Consider the following 19122-nt stretch of genomic DNA (forward strand, 5'->3'; position numbering starts at 1 on the left):
GGTGTGACACCGGCGACGGAACCGGCTAGCCGTTCTCCGGGCGGTCCTCCGGGACGGGCTCCGCCGCGGGGGCGTCCTTGGTCACCGAGGTGATCGAGGGCGTCGTGCCGTTGGCCGCGCCGTTGGTGAGGGCCAGCTCCTTGGGCGAGAGCACCGGCGGGCGGGTGGAGGGCGTACGGCGGGACGAGCCGGTCCACGCGGGGCGGGCCGGGCGCTTCACGATCGGCCGGAAGATCTCGGCGATCTGCTCCTTGTTCAGCGTCTCCTTCTCCAGGAGGGCCAGGACCAGGTTGTCGAGGACGTCGCGGTTCTCGACCAGGATCTCCCACGCCTCGTTGTGCGCGGTCTCGATGAGCTTCTTGACCTCTTCGTCGACGAGCGCGGCGACCTCTTCCGAGTAGTCGCGCTGGTGCGTCATGTCCCGGCCCAGGAAGGGCTCGGTGTTGTCGCCGCCGAACTTGATCGCGCCGAGACGCTCGGTCATGCCGTACTGGGTGACCATCGAGCGGGCCGTGCCGGTGGCCTTCTCGATGTCGTTCGCGGCGCCGGTGGTCGGGTCGTGGAAGACCAGTTCCTCGGCGGCGCGGCCGCCCAGCATGTACGCGAGCTGGTCGAGCATCTCGTTGCGGGTGGTCGAGTACTTGTCCTCGTCCGGGAGCACCATGGTGTAACCCAGGGCCCGGCCGCGGGACAGGATCGTGATCTTGTGGACCGGGTCCGAGTTCGGCAGCGCCGCCGCGACCAGGGCGTGTCCGCCCTCGTGGTACGCGGTGATCTTCTTTTCCTTGTCGGACATGATCCGGGTCCGCTTCTGCGGGCCCGCCACGACGCGGTCGATGGCCTCGTCGAGCATGTGGTTGTCGATGAGCTTCTGGTTGCTGCGCGCGGTGAGCAGCGCCGCTTCGTTCAGCACGTTCGACAGGTCCGCGCCCGTGAAGCCGGGCGTACGGCGGGCGACCGCGCCCAGGTCCACGTCCGGGGCGACCGGCTTGCCCTTCTGGTGGACCTTGAGGATCTCCAGCCGGCCCTGCATGTCCGGGCGGTCGACCGCGATCTGCCGGTCGAAGCGGCCCGGGCGCAGCAGCGCCGGGTCGAGGATGTCCGGCCGGTTGGTGGCGGCGATCAGGATGACGCCGCCCTTCACGTCGAAGCCGTCCATCTCGACGAGCAGCTGGTTGAGCGTCTGCTCGCGCTCGTCGTGGCCGCCGCCCATGCCGGCGCCGCGATGGCGGCCGACGGCGTCGATCTCGTCGACGAAGACGATCGCCGGGGCGTTCGCCTTGGCCTGCTCGAAGAGGTCACGGACGCGCGAGGCGCCGACACCCACGAACATCTCGACGAAGTCGGAGCCCGAGATGGAGTAGAAGGGGACCCCCGCCTCGCCCGCGACGGCGCGCGCCAGCAGGGTCTTGCCGGTGCCGGGCGGGCCGTACAGCAGGACGCCCTTGGGGATCTTGGCGCCGACGGCCTGGAACTTCGCCGGCTCCTGGAGGAACTCCTTGATCTCGTGGAGCTCCTCGACCGCCTCGTCGGACCCGGCCACGTCGGCGAAGGTCGTCTTGGGGGTGTCCTTGGTGATGAGCTTCGCCTTGGACTTCCCGAACTGCATGACCCGGGAGCCGCCGCCCTGCATCTGGTTCATCAGGAACAGGAAGACGACGACGATCAGGACGAAGGGCAGCAGGGAGAGCAGGATGCCGACGAAGGCGTTCTGCTTGGTCGGGGTGACGGTGTAGCCCTTTTCGAGCTTGCCGGCCTCGAACTTCTGGTCGAGCTTGGCGGTGAGCTTGGAGCCCTGGTCCCCGATGTAGCTCGCCTGGATCTTGGTGCTGTCGTCGACCTTCTGGCCGTCCTTCAGCTCCAGCTTGATGATCTGTTCGTCACCAGTGGTCAGTTTGACCTGACGGGCCTGGTCCTTGTCGATCGCCTGGATGACCTTGCCGGTGTCGACCGTCTTGTAGCCGCCAGACGAGCCGACGACCTGCATCAGCACGACCACGGCGAGGACGGCCAGCACGATCCACATGACCGGCCCACGGAAGTATCGCTTCACGTCCATCCATACGGGGCGAACTGCGCCCCGTCCCTCCTGCCCGTAGGTAAATGCCGCTGAATAAAAGACTGTTCTTCGGACGGTACCCCAGCATTGTCACCCGCGACCGCAGGGGACGGCTGACAAAGCTGCCTTCCCCTGCTCCAACGGCGGGAATTGCGTGAGGGTTCCCCGATATGGCCCCGAGGTGTCCGTCGGGACCGGACGGAGGGCCTCAGCCCCCGTAGACGTGCGGCGCGAGGGTGCCGACGAAGGGGAGATTGCGGTACTTCTCCGCGTAATCCAGGCCGTATCCGACGACGAACTCATTCGGAATGTCGAAACCGACCCACTTCACGTCGATCGCGACCTTCGCGGCCTCCGGCTTGCGCAGCAGCGTGCACACGTTGAGGGAGGCCGGCTCGCGCGAGCCGAGGTTCGACAGCAGCCACGACAGCGTCAGGCCGGAGTCGATGATGTCCTCGACGATCAGGACGTGCTTGCCCTTGATGTCGGTGTCCAGGTCCTTGAGGATCCGGACCACGCCGGAGGACTGGGTGCCCGCGCCGTAGGACGACACCGCCATCCAGTCCATGGTGAGCGGGGTGGACAGCGCACGCGCGAGGTCCGCCATCACCATCACGGCGCCCTTGAGGACGCCGACGATGAGCAGGTCCTTGCCCGCGTACTCCGCATCGACCTGCGCGGCCAGCTCGGCCAGCTTCGCGTCGATCTCTTCCTTGGTGATGAGCACCGACTTGAGGTCGGTGCCCATGTCGTTCGCGTCCACCCGCATCACTTTCGTAGAACTTCGGCCCTGCCGAATCAGCCCTGCCGAATGACCAGTCTGCCACCCTGCCGCTGGGCCTCGACCCGGCCGGGGAGGTTGATGACCCCCTGCCCGCGCCATCCGGTGATCAGCCGGTCCACCTCCTCGATGTGCCGGGCGAAGAGGGAGCCGGCGGGCGAGCCCACCTCGATGACCGCTTTGCGCAGGACCCTGCGGCGCACCGCGGGCGGCAGCGCGTAGAGCTTGGCGCACTCCAGGCGGCCGGTGTCGTCGCGGACGGAACGGTCCGCCTCGGCGGCCCAGTGGTCGAGGGCGTCCGCGTCGTCGCGGGAGAGCTGGGCCGTCCGGGCGAGGGCTTCGACGACGCCCTTGCCGAGGGCCTTCTCCAGGGCCGGGAGGCCTTCCTGGCGCAGCCGGGAGCGGGTGTAGGCGGGGTCGGCGTTGTGCGGGTCGTCCCAGACGGGCAGGGACTGGACCATGCAGGCCTTGCGGGCGGTCTGCCGGTCGAGCTGGAGGAAGGGGCGGCGGTAGCGCCCGGCCGCCCCCGAGACGGCCGCCATTCCGGACAGGGACCGGGTGCCGGAGCCGCGGGCGAGGCCGAGCAGGACGGTCTCGGCCTGGTCGTCGCGGGTGTGGCCGAGGAGGACCGCGGCCGCGCCGTGCCGCTGGGCGGCGCCGTCGAGGGCGGCGTAGCGGGCGTCGCGGGCGGCGGCCTCCGGGCCGCCGGCCCGTCCGACGGTCACCGAGACGGACTCGGCGGGGGCCAGGCCCAGCGCGGTCATGCGGGTGACCACCTCGTTGGCCCGGGTGCCGGAGCCCGCCTGGAGGTTGTGGTCGACGGTGACGCCGCCCGCGCGGACGCCCAGCCTGGGCGCCTCGAAGGCGAGGGCGGAGGCGAGCGCCATGGAGTCGGCGCCGCCCGAGCAGGCCACGAGCACGAGCGGCGGGGCCGCCTGCGCGTGCGGGGCGTGGTGTGCCCGGTGGTCGGTGAGTACGTCGTGGAGTACGCGGCGGACCGCCAGGCGTATCGCCGCGACCGCAGGATGGGGACCCATGTCCGGTGCCCTTCGGTGGAGTTGGGGTGCCTCGGGAGGAGGAGGCCGCTGTCACTGAGAGTGCGTAGATGGTGACAGAAACGAGCGGTTACCCGAGCATTGCACGCCTACCCAGCGCTTACGGTCCCTCGGATGGGTGATTTAGGGGGCGTTTCCCTTACCGTTCCTGCCGTCGCGCACACCGGTTTCACGCTTCTCCCTTACGGTGCACCCGCGCGACCCAGTCCGCCGGTTTGGCGATCTCGGCCTTGGTCGGGAGGGTGTTCGGGGAGGTCCAGACCCGGTTGAAGCCGTCCATGCCGACCTCCTCGACGACGGCGCGGACAAACCTTTCGCCGTCGCGGTACTGGCGCAGCTTGGCGTCCATGCCGAGCAGTCGGCGCAGCGCGAGGTCGAGCCGGGAGGCCCCCTTGGCGCGGCGCTGCTGGAACTTCTCGCGGATCTCGGCGACGGAGGGCACGACCTGCGGGCCGACGCCGTCCATGACGTAGTCCGCGTGCCCTTCGAGCAGCGACATCACGGCGGTCAGGCGTCCGAGGATCTCGCGCTGGGCCGGGCTCTGCACCAGTTCCACCAGGCTGCGGCCGCCCTCGTCCTCGTCGCCGTCCGCACGGCCGCCGGAGAAGGACTGCACGGCTTCGCGCACCCGCTCCAGGAGCGTCATCGGGTCGACGTCGGTCTCGCTCAGGAAGGCCTGGATCTCGCCCTCCAGGTGGTCGCGCAGCCAGGGGACGGCGGTGAACTGGGTGCGGTGGGTCTCCTCGTGCAGGCACACCCAGAGGCGGAAGTCGTGCGGGTCGACCTCCAGCTCGCGCTCCACGTGGACGATGTTCGGGGCGACGAGCAGCAGGCGTCCGCCGCCGTTCTCGCCGGAGGGCAGGTCGCGGGAGGCGGGCGCGAAGGTCTCGTACTGGCCGAGCACCCGCGAGGACAGGAACGACAGCAGCATCCCCACCTCGACGCCGGTCACCTTGCCGCCGACCGCGCCGAGGACGACGCCGCCGGGGCCGGAGCCGCGGCGCTCCTCCATCTTCTTCAGGAGCGGCTTGAGCAGCTCCCGGAAGCCCGCGACGTTGGCCTTCACCCAGCCGGCGCGGTCCACGACGAGGACGGGGGTGTCCTCGGGCTCGTGTCCCTCGGGGATCATCCGGGTGAAGGCGCGCACGTGTTCCTCGGAGGCCTTCGCGTGCCGTCGCAGCTCCGCGACGACGGCGCGCGCCTCCTCCCGGCTGATGTCCGGGCCGGGCCGCACGAATCGGGTCGCGGTCGCGACCGCGAGCTTCCAGTCGACCATCCCTGCAGAGGCTGCACCACCGAGGCTCGTCATGCGTCAACCGTACGTTGTCGAGTGGTGCGCCGGGAGTTGATGCGGGCGGCCGCCGAAACGGAGGCCCGGGGTCCGGCCGCCGGGGGGTTACGGGGCCTCGGTCAGCGCGGAGGCCAGGGCGTCGAGGGCCCGCTGCGCGGCGGCGGGGTCGGCGGTGCCGCCCGCGAGGAAGGCGAAGGCGACCAGGCGGCCGTCCGGGGTGACGGCGGTGCCGGCGAGGGTGTTCACCCCGGACAGCGTGCCCGTCTTGGCCCGCACCGGGCCGGGCCCGGCCGCGCCCGCGTACCGGGTGCTCAGCGTGCCGCTGAAGCCGGCGACCGGCAGACCGGTGAGGACCGGGCGCAGCTCGGGGCGGGCGGGGTCGGCCGCCCGGGCCAGCAGGGCGGTCAGCAGCCTTGCGGACACCTTGTCGTTGCGGTCGAGGCCGCTGCCGTCGGCGAAGTGCGCCCCGGCCAGCAGGCCGTCGGCCGGGAGGTCCAGGGTGGCGAGGCGGTCGCGGACGGCCTTGCCGGCCCCCGCGAAGGACGCCTCCGCGCCGGCCGCGAGCGCGGTCTGCCGGGCGAGGGCCTCGGCGAGGTCGTTGTCGCTGTGCGTGAGGGTGCGCTCGACCAGCGCGGACAGCGGCGCGGAGAGCACCTTGGCGACGGGCTCGGCGTCCTTCGGGGCCGTGCCGGAGACCGGTTCCCCGGTCACTTCGACGCCCGCTTCGCGCAGCTCGTCGGCGAAGGCGCGGGCCGCGTCGCCCGCCGGGTCGGGCGTCCGGTCGCCGACGCCGCTGCTGGAGCCGTCGGTGCGGCCCTCGTTCACCATCAGCGGGGTGACCCGGGCGAGGTTCTCGTTGCCCCGGCCGATGGGGTGGACGTCGGGCCCCGCGTACAGGCTCGTGTCGTACGCGACGGAGACCGTCCGGGCCCCCCGGTCGCGCAGGGCGCGGGCCGTGTCCGCGGCGAGGGCGCGCAGGCCGTCCTCGGAGAGGGTGGGGTCGCCGCCGCCCTTGAGGACGGCCCTGGCGCCGTCGGGCGGGGCGAGCACCGTGGTGGCGATGCGGTGGTCGGGGCCGAGGGCGGACAGGGCGGCGACGGCCGTGGCGATCTTCACCGTGGAGGCGGGGGTCAGCACGGTCCGCTCCCCGCTGCCGTACAGCTCCCTGCCCGTGGCGGCGTCGACGACGGAGGCGGACCGCACGGACCCCAGGGCCCTGTCGGCGAGGAGCGGTTCGAGCACCCGCGCGAGCTGTCCGGACCGCCCGCCCGCGCCGGCGCCGAGCGCGCTGAGGACGCGGCCCGCACTGGGCGCGGGGGACGGTTCGGCGGGGTCGGGGCGGGCGGGCACGTGATGTGCGCCACCCGTGCGGTCCCGGGCGGCCGCCAGGTCCCGCTCGGCCTTACGCTGACCGGAGTCCCAGGGGCCCGCCACGCTCACGGCACCGGCCGCCAGCGCCAGTCCGGCGACGGCGGAGCCCGCCGTGAGCTGCCAGGTCTTGAGCTTGGGCACTGCGGACCAGCCCCTTTCGCGATCACAGGTCTGCGTGAGGGACACTTAACCACTGCGTCTTGCGCGAGCACGGCACCCCGCGGGGCACTTCCGACCCATTCGGCCGGGGCTCCGGGGGTCGGTTTCCTCCGGGGGGACGCAGATTCCCAGAAGACTGTGTTGATCATGGAGGAGCCACCCGTGGAGTTCGACGTCACCATCGAGATTCCGAAGGGTTCGCGGAACAAGTACGAGGTGGACCACGAGACCGGCCGGATCCGCCTGGACCGTCGGCTCTTCACCTCGACCAGCTACCCCGCGGACTACGGCTTCGTCGAGAACACCCTCGGCGAGGACGGTGACCCGCTGGACGCGCTGGTCATCCTGGACGAGCCCACGTTCCCGGGCTGCGTCATCAAGTGCCGCGCCATCGGCATGTTCCGCATGACGGACGAGGCCGGCGGCGACGACAAGCTGCTGTGCGTCCCGGCGTCGGACCCGCGCGTGGAGCACCTGCGCGACATCCACCACGTGTCGGAGTTCGACCGCCTGGAGATCCAGCACTTCTTCGAGGTCTACAAGGACCTGGAGCCGGGCAAGTCGGTCGAGGGCGCGGACTGGGTCGGCCGCACCGAGGCCGAGGCCGAGATCGAGGCCTCGTACAAGCGCCTTGAGGCGCAGGGCGGAGCGCACTGAACTGCGCACCCGCGTTAGGTGAGTCCCGGGCGGCGGGCGGTTCCCTCTGGTGAGGGGGCCGCCCGTCTGCTTGTGCGGGGCCCTCTCGCAGGGGGTTCTCCGTGCGTGGCGTGCGGGGCCGGAGGGTGCAGCGGTGCGGGTGCGGGGGTAGGGGCGTCGCGGTGGGCCCGCGGCGGAACGGGCCCTGCCCTGCCCGGCGGCATCGGGTCGAACATGGACATACTGGGCAGGCGGGACAGTCGGAGCCCGGAGTGGTGAGAGCGAGGCGAGTGGTGGCGGAGGCGCAGGGCGGCAAGGGCGGACCCCGGGTGGAGCAGCCCGAAGAGGCCGAGGACCGCAAGCCGCAGTCGGACGAGGCGCGGAGCGCGTTCACGCCGCCGTCCGGTGTCGGGGCGGCCCGCGGGGCCGGTTCCGCGTCGAGGAAGTCCGCCGCGCCCAGAACCGCCCCCGCGGCGTCCGCCACGGCTCCGGCGGACGCGGTGCCGCGCGGCGCGCGCAACCCGTCCAGCACCACGTCCGGAACAGGCGCCACCCAGGCCGTTCCGGTGGTGACGCCGGACGAGGACCAGTCGGTGACCTCGGAGTTCGCGCTGCCGCAGGGCCTGAAGGCCGCTCCGCCCGCCGAGGAGGACCAGCCGACCTCGGAGTTCCAGCTTCCGCAGGGGCTGATGTCCGAGGCGCCGCCCGTGCAGGAGGGTTCCGCCTTCGACGTGCCCCGGACGGCGGCCCAGAAGCGGACCGCGAGCGGGTTCGAGACCGCGAGGACCTACAGCGCCCGGCACTCTCCCCCGGCGTTCACGCCCGCGCACGGAATACCCGTGGTCAAGCTGACCAAGGAGGCCCCCTGGCAGGACCGGATGCGCACGCTGCTGCGGATGCCGGTGGGCGACCGCCCGGTGCCGGACAGCGTGCAGCGGCACGGGGACGACGAGGACTCCGGTCCCGCCGTCCCCCGGGTGCTCGACCTGACGCTGCGCATCGGCGAGCTGCTGCTCGCGGGCGGCGAGGGGGCCGAGGACGTCGAGGCGGCCATGTTCGCGGTGTGCCGGGCCTACGGGCTCGACCGCTGCGAGCCGAACGTCACCTTCACGCTCCTGTCCATCTCGTACCAGCCCTCCCTGATCGACGACCCGGTCACGGCGAGCCGCACGGTGCGCCGTCGCGGCACCGACTACACCCGCCTGGCGGGCGTCTACCGGCTGATCGCGGACATCACGGCCGAGGACACCGACGTCACGCTGGAGGAGGCGTACCGCCGCCTGGCGGAGATCCGGCGCAACCGGCACCCGTATCCGGGCTGGGCGCTGACCGCGGCCAGCGGACTGCTCGCGGGGTCCGCCTCCGTCCTCGTCGGCGGTGGGGTGCTGGTGTTCATCGCCGCGGCGATCGGGGCGGTCCTGGGCGACCGGCTGGCCTGGCTGTGCGCGGGGCGCGGGCTGCCGGAGTTCTACCAGTTCGTGGCGGCGGCGATGCCGCCGGCGGCGATGGGGGTGGGGCTGGCCTTCGTGCCCGAGAGCGTGGTGAGCGGAATCCTTCCCTCCGCCGTCATCACCGGTGGCCTCTTCGCGTTGCTCCCGGGGCGGGCGCTGGTGGCCGGGGTGCAGGACGGCCTGACGGGCTACTACATCACCGCCTCCGCGCGCCTGCTCGAAGTCATGTACTTCTTCATCGCGATCGTGCTGGGCGTGCTGATCGTGCTGTACGCGGGGGCCGGGCTGAACCCGAACCTGCACCCCGACGCGACGATGCACGTGCAGTCCCGCCCGGTGATCCAGACACTCGCCTCGATCGTCCTGTGCTTCGCCTTCGCGATCCTGCTCCAGCAGGAGCGGAACACGGTGATCATGGTGGCGCTGAACGGCGGGGTGGCCTGGGTCGTCTTCGGCGCGATGAACACCACGGGACACATCTCGGCGGTCGCGGCGACGGCGGTGGCGGCCGGGCTCGTCGGCCTCTTCGGCCAGCTCTTCTCGCGCTACCAGTACGCGTCGGCGCTGCCGTACGTCACCGCGGCGATCGGACCGCTGCTGCCGGGCTCGGCGACGTACTACGGCCTGCTGGGCATCGCGCAGGGCGAGCTGAACGTGGGGCTGGGCTCGCTGTCGAAGGCGGCGGCGATCGCCCTGGCCATCGCGATCGGCGTGAACCTGGGAGGCGAGATCTCCCGGCTCTTCCTGCGGATGCCGGGCGCGGGCCGCGACGGCGGCACCCGCCGCGCGGCGAAGCGCACGCGCGGCTTCTAGCTCCGGGTGCGCCGAAGGGGCGTCCGGGACCGTGCGGTCGCGGACGCCCCTTCGGCGTCGGTACGGGGTCAGCGCTTGGCGTGGCGGCCGCGCGGGGGCGGGTTGTTCGGGGGGTTCTGGGGACGCAGGATCTGCGTGGCCTGGTCCTGGTCGCCGCCGTACGGGGGCGCGTCGCCGCCGTGCGGGGCGTTGGCGCCGTAGGGGGCTTCGGTGCCGTACGGGGCGGGCCGGGTACCCGGGTACGCCTGCGCGGACGGGGCGGGCGGGGCTCCGGTGCCGTACGGGGCGGCCGGGGCGCCCGGGTACTGCGGGGCGGCCGGGTGGTCCGGGGCGCCCTCGGCGGCCGGGGCCTGCGCCGGCGGGTTCTTCTTCGACTGGCGGCGGGCCTTCAGCACCTCGACCACGATCGGCACCACCGAGATCAGCACGATGCCGACCAGGATGACCTCGATGTTCTTGTGCACGAACTCCACGTTGCCGAGCGCCGCGCCCAGCAGCGTCACCCCGGCTCCCCACAGCACGCCGCCGATGATGTTGTACGTGATGAACACGCGGTAGTTCATCCGGCTGACGCCGACGATGATCGGCGTGAACGTCCGCACGATCGGCACGAACCGGGCCAGGATCAGCGCCTTCGGCCCGTGCTTCTCGAAGAACTCATGGGCCTTCTGTACGTTCTCCTGCTTGAAGATCTTGGAGTCCGGCCGCCGGAACAGGGCCGGGCCGACCTTCCGGCCGAAGAGGTAGCCGACCTGGTCGCCGAGGATCGCCGCCAGCACGATCAGCGTGCACAGCAGCCACAGCGGCATGTCCAGCTTGCCGGTGGTGACCAGCAGGCCCGCCGTGAAGAGCAGCGAGTCGCCGGGCAGGAAGAAACCGATCAGCAGACCCGACTCTGCGAAGACGATGGCCAGCAGGCCCCAGGGCCCGAAGGTGTTGAGCAGAAAGTCCGGGTCCAGCCAGCTCGGTCCGAGCGCAAGCGTATTCACGGGTTCCGGACTCCTGGGGGGGGGATGGGATGCGGGGGCTGGGCAAAAGTATCAACGCACGCGGGCACTTCCGGGTTCCCCCGGCCCCCCGGGGTGCGCTCCGCCCTGCCCGGGAGGGCGGAGGGCCCCGGATCAGTGGACGGCGGACGCGGCGAGGGGCAGGCCCCCAGGAGCCCGCCCCCGGCGTCTCACAGGTGCCGGACCGCGTTCGCCAGCATCGCGTCGCGCAGGTAGACGGCCAGTCCGGGCCTGATCGCCTCGTAGGTGGCCGTGAACCTCGCGTCGGCGACGTACATCTCCCCGAGGTTCGTGTGCATCTCGTGTCCGCACTCGTACTGACTGCCGGAGATGAACCGGCGGTGTTCCTCGGCGACGTCCATCGCCCGCTCGTCGTCGGCCGGCACGCCGTCGGCGAGCAGGCCGGCCATCTTCCGGTGGATCGCGTCGAACTCCTCGGTGAACCGCTTCCAGTCCTCCTTGGTGTAGGCGGCGGTGCGCCGCTGCGACTCGCGCCAGGCGTCGGTGCCGCCCCAGCGGCGCTCGGCCTCCTCCGCGTACGCGTCGGGATCGAAGTCGCCGAAGACCTCGAACTTCTCCTCGGGCGTGAGATTGATGCCCATCTTCCGTGCCTCCATGGCCTTTTCGACGGCGGCGGCCATCTCCTGGAGCCTCTCGATCCGGTCCGCCAGCAACGCGTGCTGGCGCCGCAGGTGTTCCCGCGGATCGGTCGCCGGGTCGTCCAGCAGTGCCGCCACCCGGTCGAGAGGGAAGCCGAGCTCCCGGTAGAACAGGATCTGCTGCAACCGGTCGAGGTCGCCGTCGCTGTAGCGGCGGTGCCCGGCGCGGTTGCGCTCGCTCGGCGAGAGCAGTCCGATCGCGTCGTAGTGGTGCAAGGTGCGCACGGTCACGCCGGCGGTCTCGGCGACCTTCCCCACGGAATGGCTCATGACTGCCCGCTGCCCTCTCTGCGGTGGGTTTCCTTCGGTACGCCCCCAGCCTGCGTCCTCACGTCGCGTGAGGTGCAAGCCCGGGGCGGCCGGGGCGCGGGCTGCGTACCGGGTGCCGGGTGCCGCTATTCGCCGAGCTCGTAGGAGTTCTTGCCGTCCAGGGACTCCCGGATGACGTCCGCGTGGCCCGCGTGGCGGCCCATCTCGGTGATCAGGCGCAGCAGCATCCAGCGCACCGTCACGTCCTCCTTGGGGAACCAGGGGGCGTCGGGCAGCGGGAAGGTGGCGTCGAGGTCGGCGGCGCGGGCGAACTCCTCGCCCTTGCGGGCCACCTCGGCCCACGCGGCGAGCTGGGAGGCGACCGTCTCGCCCTTCTCGGGCACCAGCCGGAAGCTCTCGCTCCAGTCGGCCTCGGCGCGGTGGGCGGACGGGATGTCGCAGCCCGCCATGGCGAGCCAGTTCTGCTCGGCCTCGGTGACGTGCTTGAGGATGCCGGACAGGGACAGCTCGCTGGCGCTGGGGGTGGTGGCGGCCTCCTCGTCGGAGAGGCCGCGCAGGGCGTTGCGGATGCCCGCGCGCTGCTCCTCCAGGAAGGCGAGGAGGGTGGAGACCTCGTCGGTGCAGTTCTCGGCGCTGACGTGCAGGACCATGGCGGGCCGCCCTTCGGGGAGTGCGCTGACGCTGTGCGGAACGTGCGGCGCGTGCGGTGTTCGCGGTACGAGGACCAGGTTAGGCAGGCTTGCGGACAGCTGTGGTCCGCGACTCCGGGGATCAGAAGGGGAACTTCGAGCGGCCGTGCTGCACCGAGATCCACTTCTGGGTGGTGAAGACGTCCACGGTCGACTCGCCGTTCATGCGTCCGATGCCGGAGGCCTTCTCGCCGCCGAAGGCGACCAGGGGGTCGTCCTGGATGGTGGAGTCGTTGATGTGCATCATCCCGGTCTCGATCCGCTGGGCGAAGCGCACGCCGCGCTCCACGTTGCGGGTCATCACCGCGCCGCTGAGGCCGTACGGGCTGTCGTTGGCCATGCGCACGGCCTCCTCCTCGCCGTCGAAGGCCAGCAGCAGGGCGACCGGGCCGAAGATCTCCTGCTCCAGGATCGGCGAGCCCTCCGGGAGGCCGGTGAGCACCGTGGGCTCGACCAGGTTGCCGCGCGTGGCGCCCCGTACGAGAGCGGTGGCGCCCGCGGCGAGCGCCTGGTCGACCACGCCGGTGAGGGCGTCGGCGTGGAAGGTGTTGATGACGGGGCCGAGCTGGGTGGCGGGGTCGGCCGGGTCGCCGGTGCGCAGCGCGCGCACCCGGGCGACGAACTTCTCGGTGAACTCCCGCTCCACGCTCCGGTCCACCAGGATCCGGTTGGCCGCCATGCAGACCTGGCCCTGGGAGACGAAGCGGCTGAAGACGGCCGCGTCGACCGCGTAGTCGAGGTCCGCGTCGTCCAGGACGACCAGGGCGCTGTTGCCGCTGAGGGAGAGGATCGTGCGCTTGAAGTGGGCGCCGGCGATGGCGGCCACATGGCGGCCGGTGCGGTCGGAGCCGGTGAAGGAGATGACCTTCGGGACGGGGTGCTCCAGCAGCGCGTCGCCGATCTCCGCTATGTCGGTGATCAGCACGTTCAGCAGTCCCGCCGGCAGCCCCGCCTCCGCGAAGAGGTGCGCGACGAGCCCGCCGCCGACCACGGGGGTGTTCTGGTTCGGCTTGACGACGACGGCGTTGCCCAGCGCCAGCGCCGGCGCCGCGGCCTTGACGCCGGTGAGGAAGGGGAAGTTGAAGGGGCTGATGACCCCGACGACGCCGACCGGGAGCCGGTGGACGCGGTTCTCCTTGCCGGGGACCGGGGAGGCGAGGATGCGCCCCTCGGGAAGGGTGGCCAACTGGGTCGCCTCGCGCAGGAACTCCTTCGCCAGGCGCACCTCGAAGCGGGCCTTCACCAGGGTGCCGCCGACCTCCTCGGTGATGGCGGCGGCGATCTCGTCCTCGCGCTGTTCCACCAGGCGCAGCACCCGCTCGACGACGTCCCTGCGGTGGTACGCGCCCGCCCCGGCCCAGGCGCGCTGGGCGCGTTCGGCGGCCCGGTAGGCCTCGTCCACCTCGGCGACGGACGCGACGGTGATCGCGGCGAGCTTCTCCCCGTTGTACGGGTTGAAGTCGATGATGTCCCACGAGCCGCTGCCGGTCCGCCACGCGCCGTCGATGTACTGGTGGGCCAGGTCGGTGAAGAAGGACATGTGATCCCTTAGCTCTGCTTCCGCTCGCTCTGCGTCCGCTCCGCCGCGTCGCCGCTGAGTGCCGCCGCCCGGCGCGTGGTGCCACCGGTGCTGGTGTTCCCCGTCACCTTTGATGTTCCTGCGCGGGCAAAGGTTCCGTCAACGTACATCCGGATCAGAGCAGTTGGAGGAGTCCGCGCAGGACGTCCCGGGTGGCCGAGGGGCTCGGGCAGTCGCCCTGGAGGCGGTCCATGACGCGTTCGTACTGGGTGACCTCCTCGTGCTTGTCCAGGTAGAGCGCGCTGGTCAGCTGCTCCAGGTAGACGAGGTCGGAGAGGTCGGACTCGGGGAAGCGCAGCAGGGTGAAGGCGCCGCTCTCGCCCGCGTGGCCGCCGAAGTTGAACGGCATCACCTGGAGCGTGACGTTCTCCCGCTCGGAGATGTCGATGAGGTGCTGCAACTGCCCGCGCATCACGTCCCGGTCGCCGTACGGGCGGCGCAGGGCCGCTTCGTCCAGTACGGCGTGGAAGCGCGGGGAGCGCTCGGCGACCAGGACCTTCTGCCGGTCCAGGCGCAGCGCCACCCGGCGGTCCACCTCCGCGGCGGTCGCGTGCGGGATGCCGCGCGAGACGACCGCGTGGGCGTAGGCCTCGGTCTGGAGCAGGCCGTGGACGAACTGGACCTCGTACACGCGGATCAGGGACGCCGCCCCCTCCAGGCCGACGTACGTCTGGAACCAGCCGGGCAGGACGTCCCCGTAACTGTGCCACCAGCCCGCGAGGTTGGCCTCGCGGGCCAGCGCGAGCAGCGACTCGCGCTCGGCGCTGTCGCTCACGCCGTAGAGCGTGAGCAGGTCCTCTACGTCCCTGGCCTTGAAGCTCACCCGTCCCAACTCCATGCGGCTGATCTTCGATTCGGATGCGCGGATCGAGTAGCCGGCCGCCTCACGGGTGATGCCGCGCGATTCGCGCAGGCGCCTGAGCTGTGAGCCCAACAGGATGCGTCGGACCACCGATCCGCTCGACTCGCCTGCGGTCACCTCTCCGGCCCTCCCTCTCGGTCATCTGTGCGCGAGGCCCTCCCCCAAGGTCCCGAGAGGGCGAAGTCTGCCACCAAAACGCTTCAGCCTGTACGCGTTCGGTTACGGAGACGGCAGCGTCCGGAAAGTGGCCCGAGGAAGACCCGAGGAAGAAATGAGCAAGAAACGGCACTCTGTTGTCCAAGTCCGGCGCGTGCACGTGCATCTGCCCTTGCATCTGCTGTACGCATTCGGAACCATGGTCCGCGCGCACGTATGACCACCAGCGTTCGTCCCTCGCTTCCGTCTTTCGTGGACTCCGGCGTGCGGCCGCCGCTGTTCGCCGCGACCGCGACACCCGGGAGTGCCCGCATGGGGACGAATGGATCGACCATGCTCGTGCCATTACGGCAGGGCCTTCCCCCCGTCGGCCCCGAGGACGTGTCCTCCTCGGCCTCGTGCGCGCTGCCGCCGCGGTTCGAAGCGGTGCGCGGGGCACGGAAGTTCACCCGCAGCACGCTGTGCCAGTGGGACCTGGAGAGCCGTTTCGACGACGTCGCCCTGGTCGTCTCGGAACTCGTCACCAACGCCCTGCGGCACGCCCTCCCGGCGGACACCCCGCGCGAGAACGAGCCTCCGGTGCGGCTGCACCTGATGCACTGGAACGGAAGACTGGTGTGCGCGGTGCGCGACCCCAGTCACCTGGGTCCGGCGGCGCGGGCGGGCGAGGACTTCTCCGCGGAGTCCGGGCGCGGGCTGTTCCTGGTGGACTCCTTCAGCGACAGCTGGGGCTGGCACCCGCTGGCGGGGACGCTGCACGGCAAGGTCGTGTGGGCGCTGTTCCTCCTGCGCGACGAGCGGTAGGGCGGGCGACCTCGCGGGGGGCGGCGGGGGCGCGAGGGGGACGGCCCTCGGCCCCGCTTCCGCGCGTGGCTCGGTTCCCTGTCGAGCGCGTGGCCCGGTTTCCTCTTCCTCCGACCGCGTGGCTCAGTTCCCTATGAGGTGGTCGAACTCGCCGTCCTTGATGCCCAGGAGCATGGCCTCTATCTCCGCGGGCGTGTAGACGAGCGCGGGCCCCTCGGGGTGGCGCGAATTGCGCACGGCAACGTTGCCACCGGGCAGTTTCGCGAACTCCACGCAGGTGCCCTGCGAGTTGCTGTGCCTGCTCTTCTGCCAGACCACCCCGTGAAGCTCTGTGGCCGCCATGCCGTTGTACGCGTGGTGCACAGGTCGCTCCCGGATGTGCTGGTGTCAACTGCTGCCGAACTGTCAACTGACCCGGATCATAGCTTCGTTCATCTGCCGATGCATGGGCAGATGCACGTGCACGCGGGGTGGCCCCTTGACTACAGAACCGGTCGGCCTTATTGGCCTCCTTCCCGTGCGGACTCCTTCTCTAGACGCCCTGGTAGCTTGACGCGTTCCTTCCGGTGGCCGATTGGCCGCCGCACGAGCGCGCGTTGGGGGATGCCGGAGTGCACAGTCAGGTACGTACGGCCGCCGGGACGGCCGCTCTCGCAGCGGCGCTGCTGCTGACCGGTTGCAGCGGCGACAGCGGCAAGGACGACGGCCCGGACGGCCGGGGCGGTCCGCCGGGCAGCGCGCGGAGCAGCGTGCCGAGCCCCGGCGACGGCGGCGGCGCGAGCACGCCGCCCGCGCGGGACACCGGGTCCGGGTCCGGAGCCGGTTCCGTGGACGGCGAATGGGCGGTCACCACGGGCGGCAAGATGGTCGCGCTGTCCATCCACGACGGGCTGGCGGGCATCGCGGGCGAGAACATCTGCACGGGAACGGTGTCCCGGCGGGGCGCCGTCACGCTCGACCTCTCGTGCGCCAACGGCCGGACCGACCGCGCCCGGGGCACGGTGACGCCCGGCGCCGACGGGAAGACCCTCACGGTGAAGTGGGAGGGCAGCGGTGTCACGGAGACCTTCACCAGGGCCCCGTCGAGCGCCCTGCCCTCGGGCGTCCCGACCGGGCCGCCCTCGGACCCGCCGAAGCCGTAGCCCCGGGGCGCCGCGGCCCCGCCGCCCTAGGCCGCCGTACGGGCCGTGCCTCCCTGGGGGCGCGGCCCTTCCGCGTCCAGGGCGTCGGTGAGCTCGTCCAGTGCCGCCAGGAGGAGGCCCGCCCCCTTGCGCACGAACCTGTCGTCGGCCGTGGCGTCCCCGGCGGCCCCGGCGTCCCACGACTCCAGGGCCGCCCGGAAGGCCTCCCAGCGCGGGGCCCGCCGTTCGCGTACGGCACGGGCCGCCGCCTCGGTGTCGGTGCGCAGCGCCTGGGCGAGGGCGGCGGCGGCCGGCACCGGGCTGGTGTCGCGGGACGGGAGGTGGGCCTCCATCAGCATCGCCACCCGGGCGAGCTGGGCCAGCGCGTGCGGGGCGTCGTCGGCCGCCGCGCGGGACAGGCCCCGGTGGCGCACGGGCTCGTTGGCGGCCCGCTCCAGGGCGTCCTGCCAGGCGACCCGGGCCTCCCGGGTGGCCAGCAGCGCTTCCCGCACCGCGTCCCGGGGGGCGCCGGCGGGGTCGGCGTACCGCTGGAGGACGGCCGTCGCGTACCGCCCGTCGGCGACCAGCCAGCCGGCGAGCCGGGTGCGCAGGCGCGGGGTCTCCCAGGCCGGGTAGACGGCGTAGGCGAGCATGGCGAGGAGCCCGCCCGCGAGGGTGAGGACCACGCGCTCCGGGACGGTCTGGGTCCACTGGAGGCCGCCCATGCCGAGCAGGAAGACGACGTATCCGGAGACGCACACCTGCGTGACGGCGTACCCGGCGCGCAGCAGCAGGAACATCAGGAACGCGCACCCGACGGCGAGCGCGGCCGACAACCGGGTGTCCGGGTGCGTGAGTTGCAGCAGGCCCGTCGCGAGGCCGACGCCCAGCAGGGTGCCGCCGAAACGAGCGACCGCGCGGGAGTACGTCTGGGAGAAGTCGGGCCGCATCACCATGACGGCGGCCATGGGCGCCCAGTAGCCGTGCCCGAGCGGCAGGGAGGCGCCGACGGCGTACCCGATGGCGCTGACGACGGCGACGCGCACAGCGTGCCGGAACACCGGGGAGTCGCGGCGCAGTTCCGCGCGCATGGCGCGCAGGGCGACGGGGACGAGGCCGGGAACGGTGGGCCGCAGCAGGTGGTCGTGCGGGTCGGCACGGTTCTCCGGGACGCGGGCGACGCGTCGGGCGGCACTGCGCGCCAGACGGCGGGCCGTGCGGTAGGCGGTGTCGTCGGCGGAGTCCGCTTCACCGGCACCGCGGCCGGGGCGGGGGCCGTTGGTGGTGCCGCTGCCCTGGGCGGTCTCGATGACGTCCCGCAGCAGGCTGATGAGCCGGGACTCGGCACGCCTGGCGGGCCCGGTGAGCACCGCGCCCTCCTTGGGCACGGCGAGCACCGCACGGGCGGCGGGCGACATGGCGACGGGCTCGCCGTGGCGCACCGCGCGGGCGGCGGCGTCCAGGGTGGATCCGGCGGCGGCCAGCAGCTCCCGTACCCGGGCGCGCTGCTCCCCCTCGGCGGGGACGCCGAGGGCGGGGTCGGCGAGGGAGGCGAGCACCGGCCGGATGCGTTCGGCCAGGCCCCGGGTGCCGTGCAGTTCGGCGGGGCGGCGGCGGGCCTGGCGCGGGGTGATCGCGGCGGCGCTGCGGGCGGTCATCAGGGGCTCGGGGTCGAACGGGGCGACGGGGTCGTGCCGCAGCCGGCGCGCGTAGTCGGCCTCGGCGGCGAGCGCGTCGGCGAGGGCGTCGCGCTGGGCGCCCCACCTGCGTACGGGGAAGAGCACGATGAGCACGGCCTGCACGAGTCCGCCCACCAGGATCATCGCGGCGTGTCCCGCCGCCGCGGCGACGGAGGTCGGCAGCGTCACGGTGACCAGCATGATCGCGACGTTCGAGCTGGCGATCATGCCCGCCGTGGGGCCGATCGCCCAGGCCAGCCCGGCCAGGAAGGTCCACACGGCCAGCAGGCTGATGAACAGCGCCGGATGAGCCCCGGTCAGGTATCCGACGAAGGTCGTGACGGCGAGGCTGGCGCCGGAGGCGAGCGCGAGCACGGGCCGGGTGCGCCAGGAGCGCTGGAAGGTGGCCAGGGCGGCCTGGAAGGCCCCGAAGGCGGAGCTGGCCGCGACGGCGGGCCCGAAGAAGTACAGGGCGGCCCCGACGACGAGGGCGAGCCCGGCGGCCGCCCGGACGGCGACCAGGGGGTCGAGGCGCTGCCGTTCGACGGTGAGTCCGGAGCGGGCGGTGTGCTTCAGGGCGTGGAGCCAGCTCATAATCACCGAGACTAGCTGTTCAGGGGCATTTCGCCGGGCGGTCGGGCTGCCGGGGAACCGTGCGTCCGGCTACCCGCGCTCGGGTG

General features: G+C 72.2%; 16 protein-coding genes. 4 read left to right on the plus strand and 12 right to left on the minus strand.

The features are described from left to right. Positions 1-25: 25 nt before the first annotated feature. The 5 genes from ftsH to dacB form a co-directional block, all read right to left on the minus strand. On the minus strand, positions 26-2059 hold the full coding sequence (gene ftsH / locus ACZ56L_RS32910) for an ATP-dependent zinc metalloprotease FtsH (RefSeq protein ID WP_345220212.1): 2034 nt from the start codon (positions 2057-2059) through the stop codon (positions 26-28). A gap of 208 nt (positions 2060-2267) precedes the next feature. Beyond that, the gene (gene hpt / locus ACZ56L_RS32915) at positions 2268-2828 is read right to left on the minus strand and encodes a hypoxanthine phosphoribosyltransferase (RefSeq protein ID WP_189826931.1); all 561 of its coding nucleotides are present in this window, start codon (positions 2826-2828) and stop codon (positions 2268-2270) included. A 29-nt stretch (positions 2829-2857) separates the two neighbouring features. Then, positions 2858-3877, minus strand: a complete 1020-nt coding sequence (gene tilS / locus ACZ56L_RS32920; RefSeq protein WP_345220213.1) for a tRNA lysidine(34) synthetase TilS — start codon at positions 3875-3877, stop codon at positions 2858-2860. A gap of 187 nt (positions 3878-4064) precedes the next feature. Further along, positions 4065-5204: a zinc-dependent metalloprotease gene (locus ACZ56L_RS32925; protein ID WP_345220214.1), complete on the minus strand. Its 1140-nt coding sequence runs from the start codon at positions 5202-5204 to the stop codon at positions 4065-4067. Between the two features lie 87 nt (positions 5205-5291). Beyond that, the gene (gene dacB / locus ACZ56L_RS32930; protein ID WP_471068384.1) at positions 5292-6698 is read right to left on the minus strand and encodes a D-alanyl-D-alanine carboxypeptidase/D-alanyl-D-alanine endopeptidase; all 1407 of its coding nucleotides are present in this window, start codon (positions 6696-6698) and stop codon (positions 5292-5294) included. 180 nt (positions 6699-6878) lie between these two features. Here dacB and ACZ56L_RS32935 point away from each other — a divergent pair, with 180 nt between their 5' ends. Both ACZ56L_RS32935 and ACZ56L_RS32940 read left to right on the plus strand, forming a co-directional pair. Further along, positions 6879-7373 carry an inorganic diphosphatase gene (locus ACZ56L_RS32935; protein WP_185034151.1) on the plus strand — a complete coding sequence of 165 codons (495 nt, stop codon included), beginning with the start codon at positions 6879-6881 and terminating at the stop codon, positions 7371-7373. A gap of 308 nt (positions 7374-7681) precedes the next feature. Then, positions 7682-9616: a threonine/serine exporter family protein gene (locus ACZ56L_RS32940; RefSeq protein ID WP_468692278.1), complete on the plus strand. Its 1935-nt coding sequence runs from the start codon at positions 7682-7684 to the stop codon at positions 9614-9616. Positions 9617-9684: 68 nt separating this feature from the next. Here ACZ56L_RS32940 and ACZ56L_RS32945 read toward each other — a convergent pair whose 3' ends face one another. The 5 genes from ACZ56L_RS32945 to ACZ56L_RS32965 all read right to left on the minus strand — a co-directional run bounded on the left by ACZ56L_RS32945 (position 9685) and on the right by ACZ56L_RS32965 (position 14799). Beyond that, the gene (locus tag ACZ56L_RS32945; protein ID WP_471068388.1) at positions 9685-10605 is read right to left on the minus strand and encodes a DedA family protein; all 921 of its coding nucleotides are present in this window, start codon (positions 10603-10605) and stop codon (positions 9685-9687) included. Between the two features lie 188 nt (positions 10606-10793). Continuing rightward, positions 10794-11552 carry a MerR family transcriptional regulator gene (locus ACZ56L_RS32950; protein ID WP_345220217.1) on the minus strand — a complete coding sequence of 253 codons (759 nt, stop codon included), beginning with the start codon at positions 11550-11552 and terminating at the stop codon, positions 10794-10796. A 125-nt stretch (positions 11553-11677) separates the two neighbouring features. Then, the gene (locus tag ACZ56L_RS32955) at positions 11678-12202 is read right to left on the minus strand and encodes a DinB family protein (RefSeq protein WP_345220219.1); all 525 of its coding nucleotides are present in this window, start codon (positions 12200-12202) and stop codon (positions 11678-11680) included. A 121-nt stretch (positions 12203-12323) separates the two neighbouring features. Next, positions 12324-13781, minus strand: a complete 1458-nt coding sequence (locus ACZ56L_RS32960; protein WP_471068393.1) for an aldehyde dehydrogenase family protein — start codon at positions 13779-13781, stop codon at positions 12324-12326. 154 nt (positions 13782-13935) lie between these two features. Beyond that, positions 13936-14799, minus strand: a complete 864-nt coding sequence (locus ACZ56L_RS32965; RefSeq protein WP_345220224.1) for a helix-turn-helix domain-containing protein — start codon at positions 14797-14799, stop codon at positions 13936-13938. 351 nt (positions 14800-15150) lie between these two features. Here ACZ56L_RS32965 and ACZ56L_RS32970 point away from each other — a divergent pair, with 351 nt between their 5' ends. After that, the gene (locus tag ACZ56L_RS32970) at positions 15151-15642 is read left to right on the plus strand and encodes an ATP-binding protein (RefSeq protein WP_345220227.1); all 492 of its coding nucleotides are present in this window, start codon (positions 15151-15153) and stop codon (positions 15640-15642) included. Positions 15643-15765: 123 nt separating this feature from the next. Here the strand turns inward: ACZ56L_RS32970 and ACZ56L_RS32975 are convergent, their stop codons facing one another. Then, entirely contained in the window at positions 15766-16005 is a 240-nt protein-coding gene (locus ACZ56L_RS32975) for a DUF397 domain-containing protein (protein WP_189826919.1), read from the minus strand. A gap of 248 nt (positions 16006-16253) precedes the next feature. Here ACZ56L_RS32975 and ACZ56L_RS32980 point away from each other — a divergent pair, with 248 nt between their 5' ends. After that, entirely contained in the window at positions 16254-16784 is a 531-nt protein-coding gene (locus ACZ56L_RS32980) for a hypothetical protein (protein ID WP_471068399.1), read from the plus strand. 26 nt (positions 16785-16810) lie between these two features. Here ACZ56L_RS32980 and ACZ56L_RS32985 read toward each other — a convergent pair whose 3' ends face one another. Continuing rightward, positions 16811-19036, minus strand: a complete 2226-nt coding sequence (locus ACZ56L_RS32985; protein ID WP_471068402.1) for an FUSC family protein — start codon at positions 19034-19036, stop codon at positions 16811-16813. Positions 19037-19122 lie beyond the last annotated feature (86 nt).

Source organism: Streptomyces sp. NPDC039736, assembly GCF_055596485.1.

What these genes read in the sequence shown, in the direction of transcription:
- ftsH (WP_345220212.1), bottom strand. Translation starts at nt 2,059, where the DNA reads ATGGACGTGAAGCGATACTTCCGTGGGCCGGTCATGTGGATCGTGCTG.
- hpt (WP_189826931.1), bottom strand. Translation starts at nt 2,828, where the DNA reads ATGCGGGTGGACGCGAACGACATGGGCACCGACCTCAAGTCGGTGCTC.
- tilS (WP_345220213.1), bottom strand. Translation starts at nt 3,877, where the DNA reads ATGGGTCCCCATCCTGCGGTCGCGGCGATACGCCTGGCGGTCCGCCGC.
- ACZ56L_RS32925 (WP_345220214.1), bottom strand. Translation starts at nt 5,204, where the DNA reads ATGACGAGCCTCGGTGGTGCAGCCTCTGCAGGGATGGTCGACTGGAAG.
- ACZ56L_RS32950 (WP_345220217.1), bottom strand. Translation starts at nt 11,552, where the DNA reads ATGAGCCATTCCGTGGGGAAGGTCGCCGAGACCGCCGGCGTGACCGTG.
- ACZ56L_RS32955 (WP_345220219.1), bottom strand. Translation starts at nt 12,202, where the DNA reads ATGGTCCTGCACGTCAGCGCCGAGAACTGCACCGACGAGGTCTCCACC.
- ACZ56L_RS32960 (WP_471068393.1), bottom strand. Translation starts at nt 13,781, where the DNA reads ATGTCCTTCTTCACCGACCTGGCCCACCAGTACATCGACGGCGCGTGG.
- ACZ56L_RS32970 (WP_345220227.1), top strand. Translation starts at nt 15,151, where the DNA reads ATGGGGACGAATGGATCGACCATGCTCGTGCCATTACGGCAGGGCCTT.
- ACZ56L_RS32985 (WP_471068402.1), bottom strand. Translation starts at nt 19,036, where the DNA reads ATGAGCTGGCTCCACGCCCTGAAGCACACCGCCCGCTCCGGACTCACC.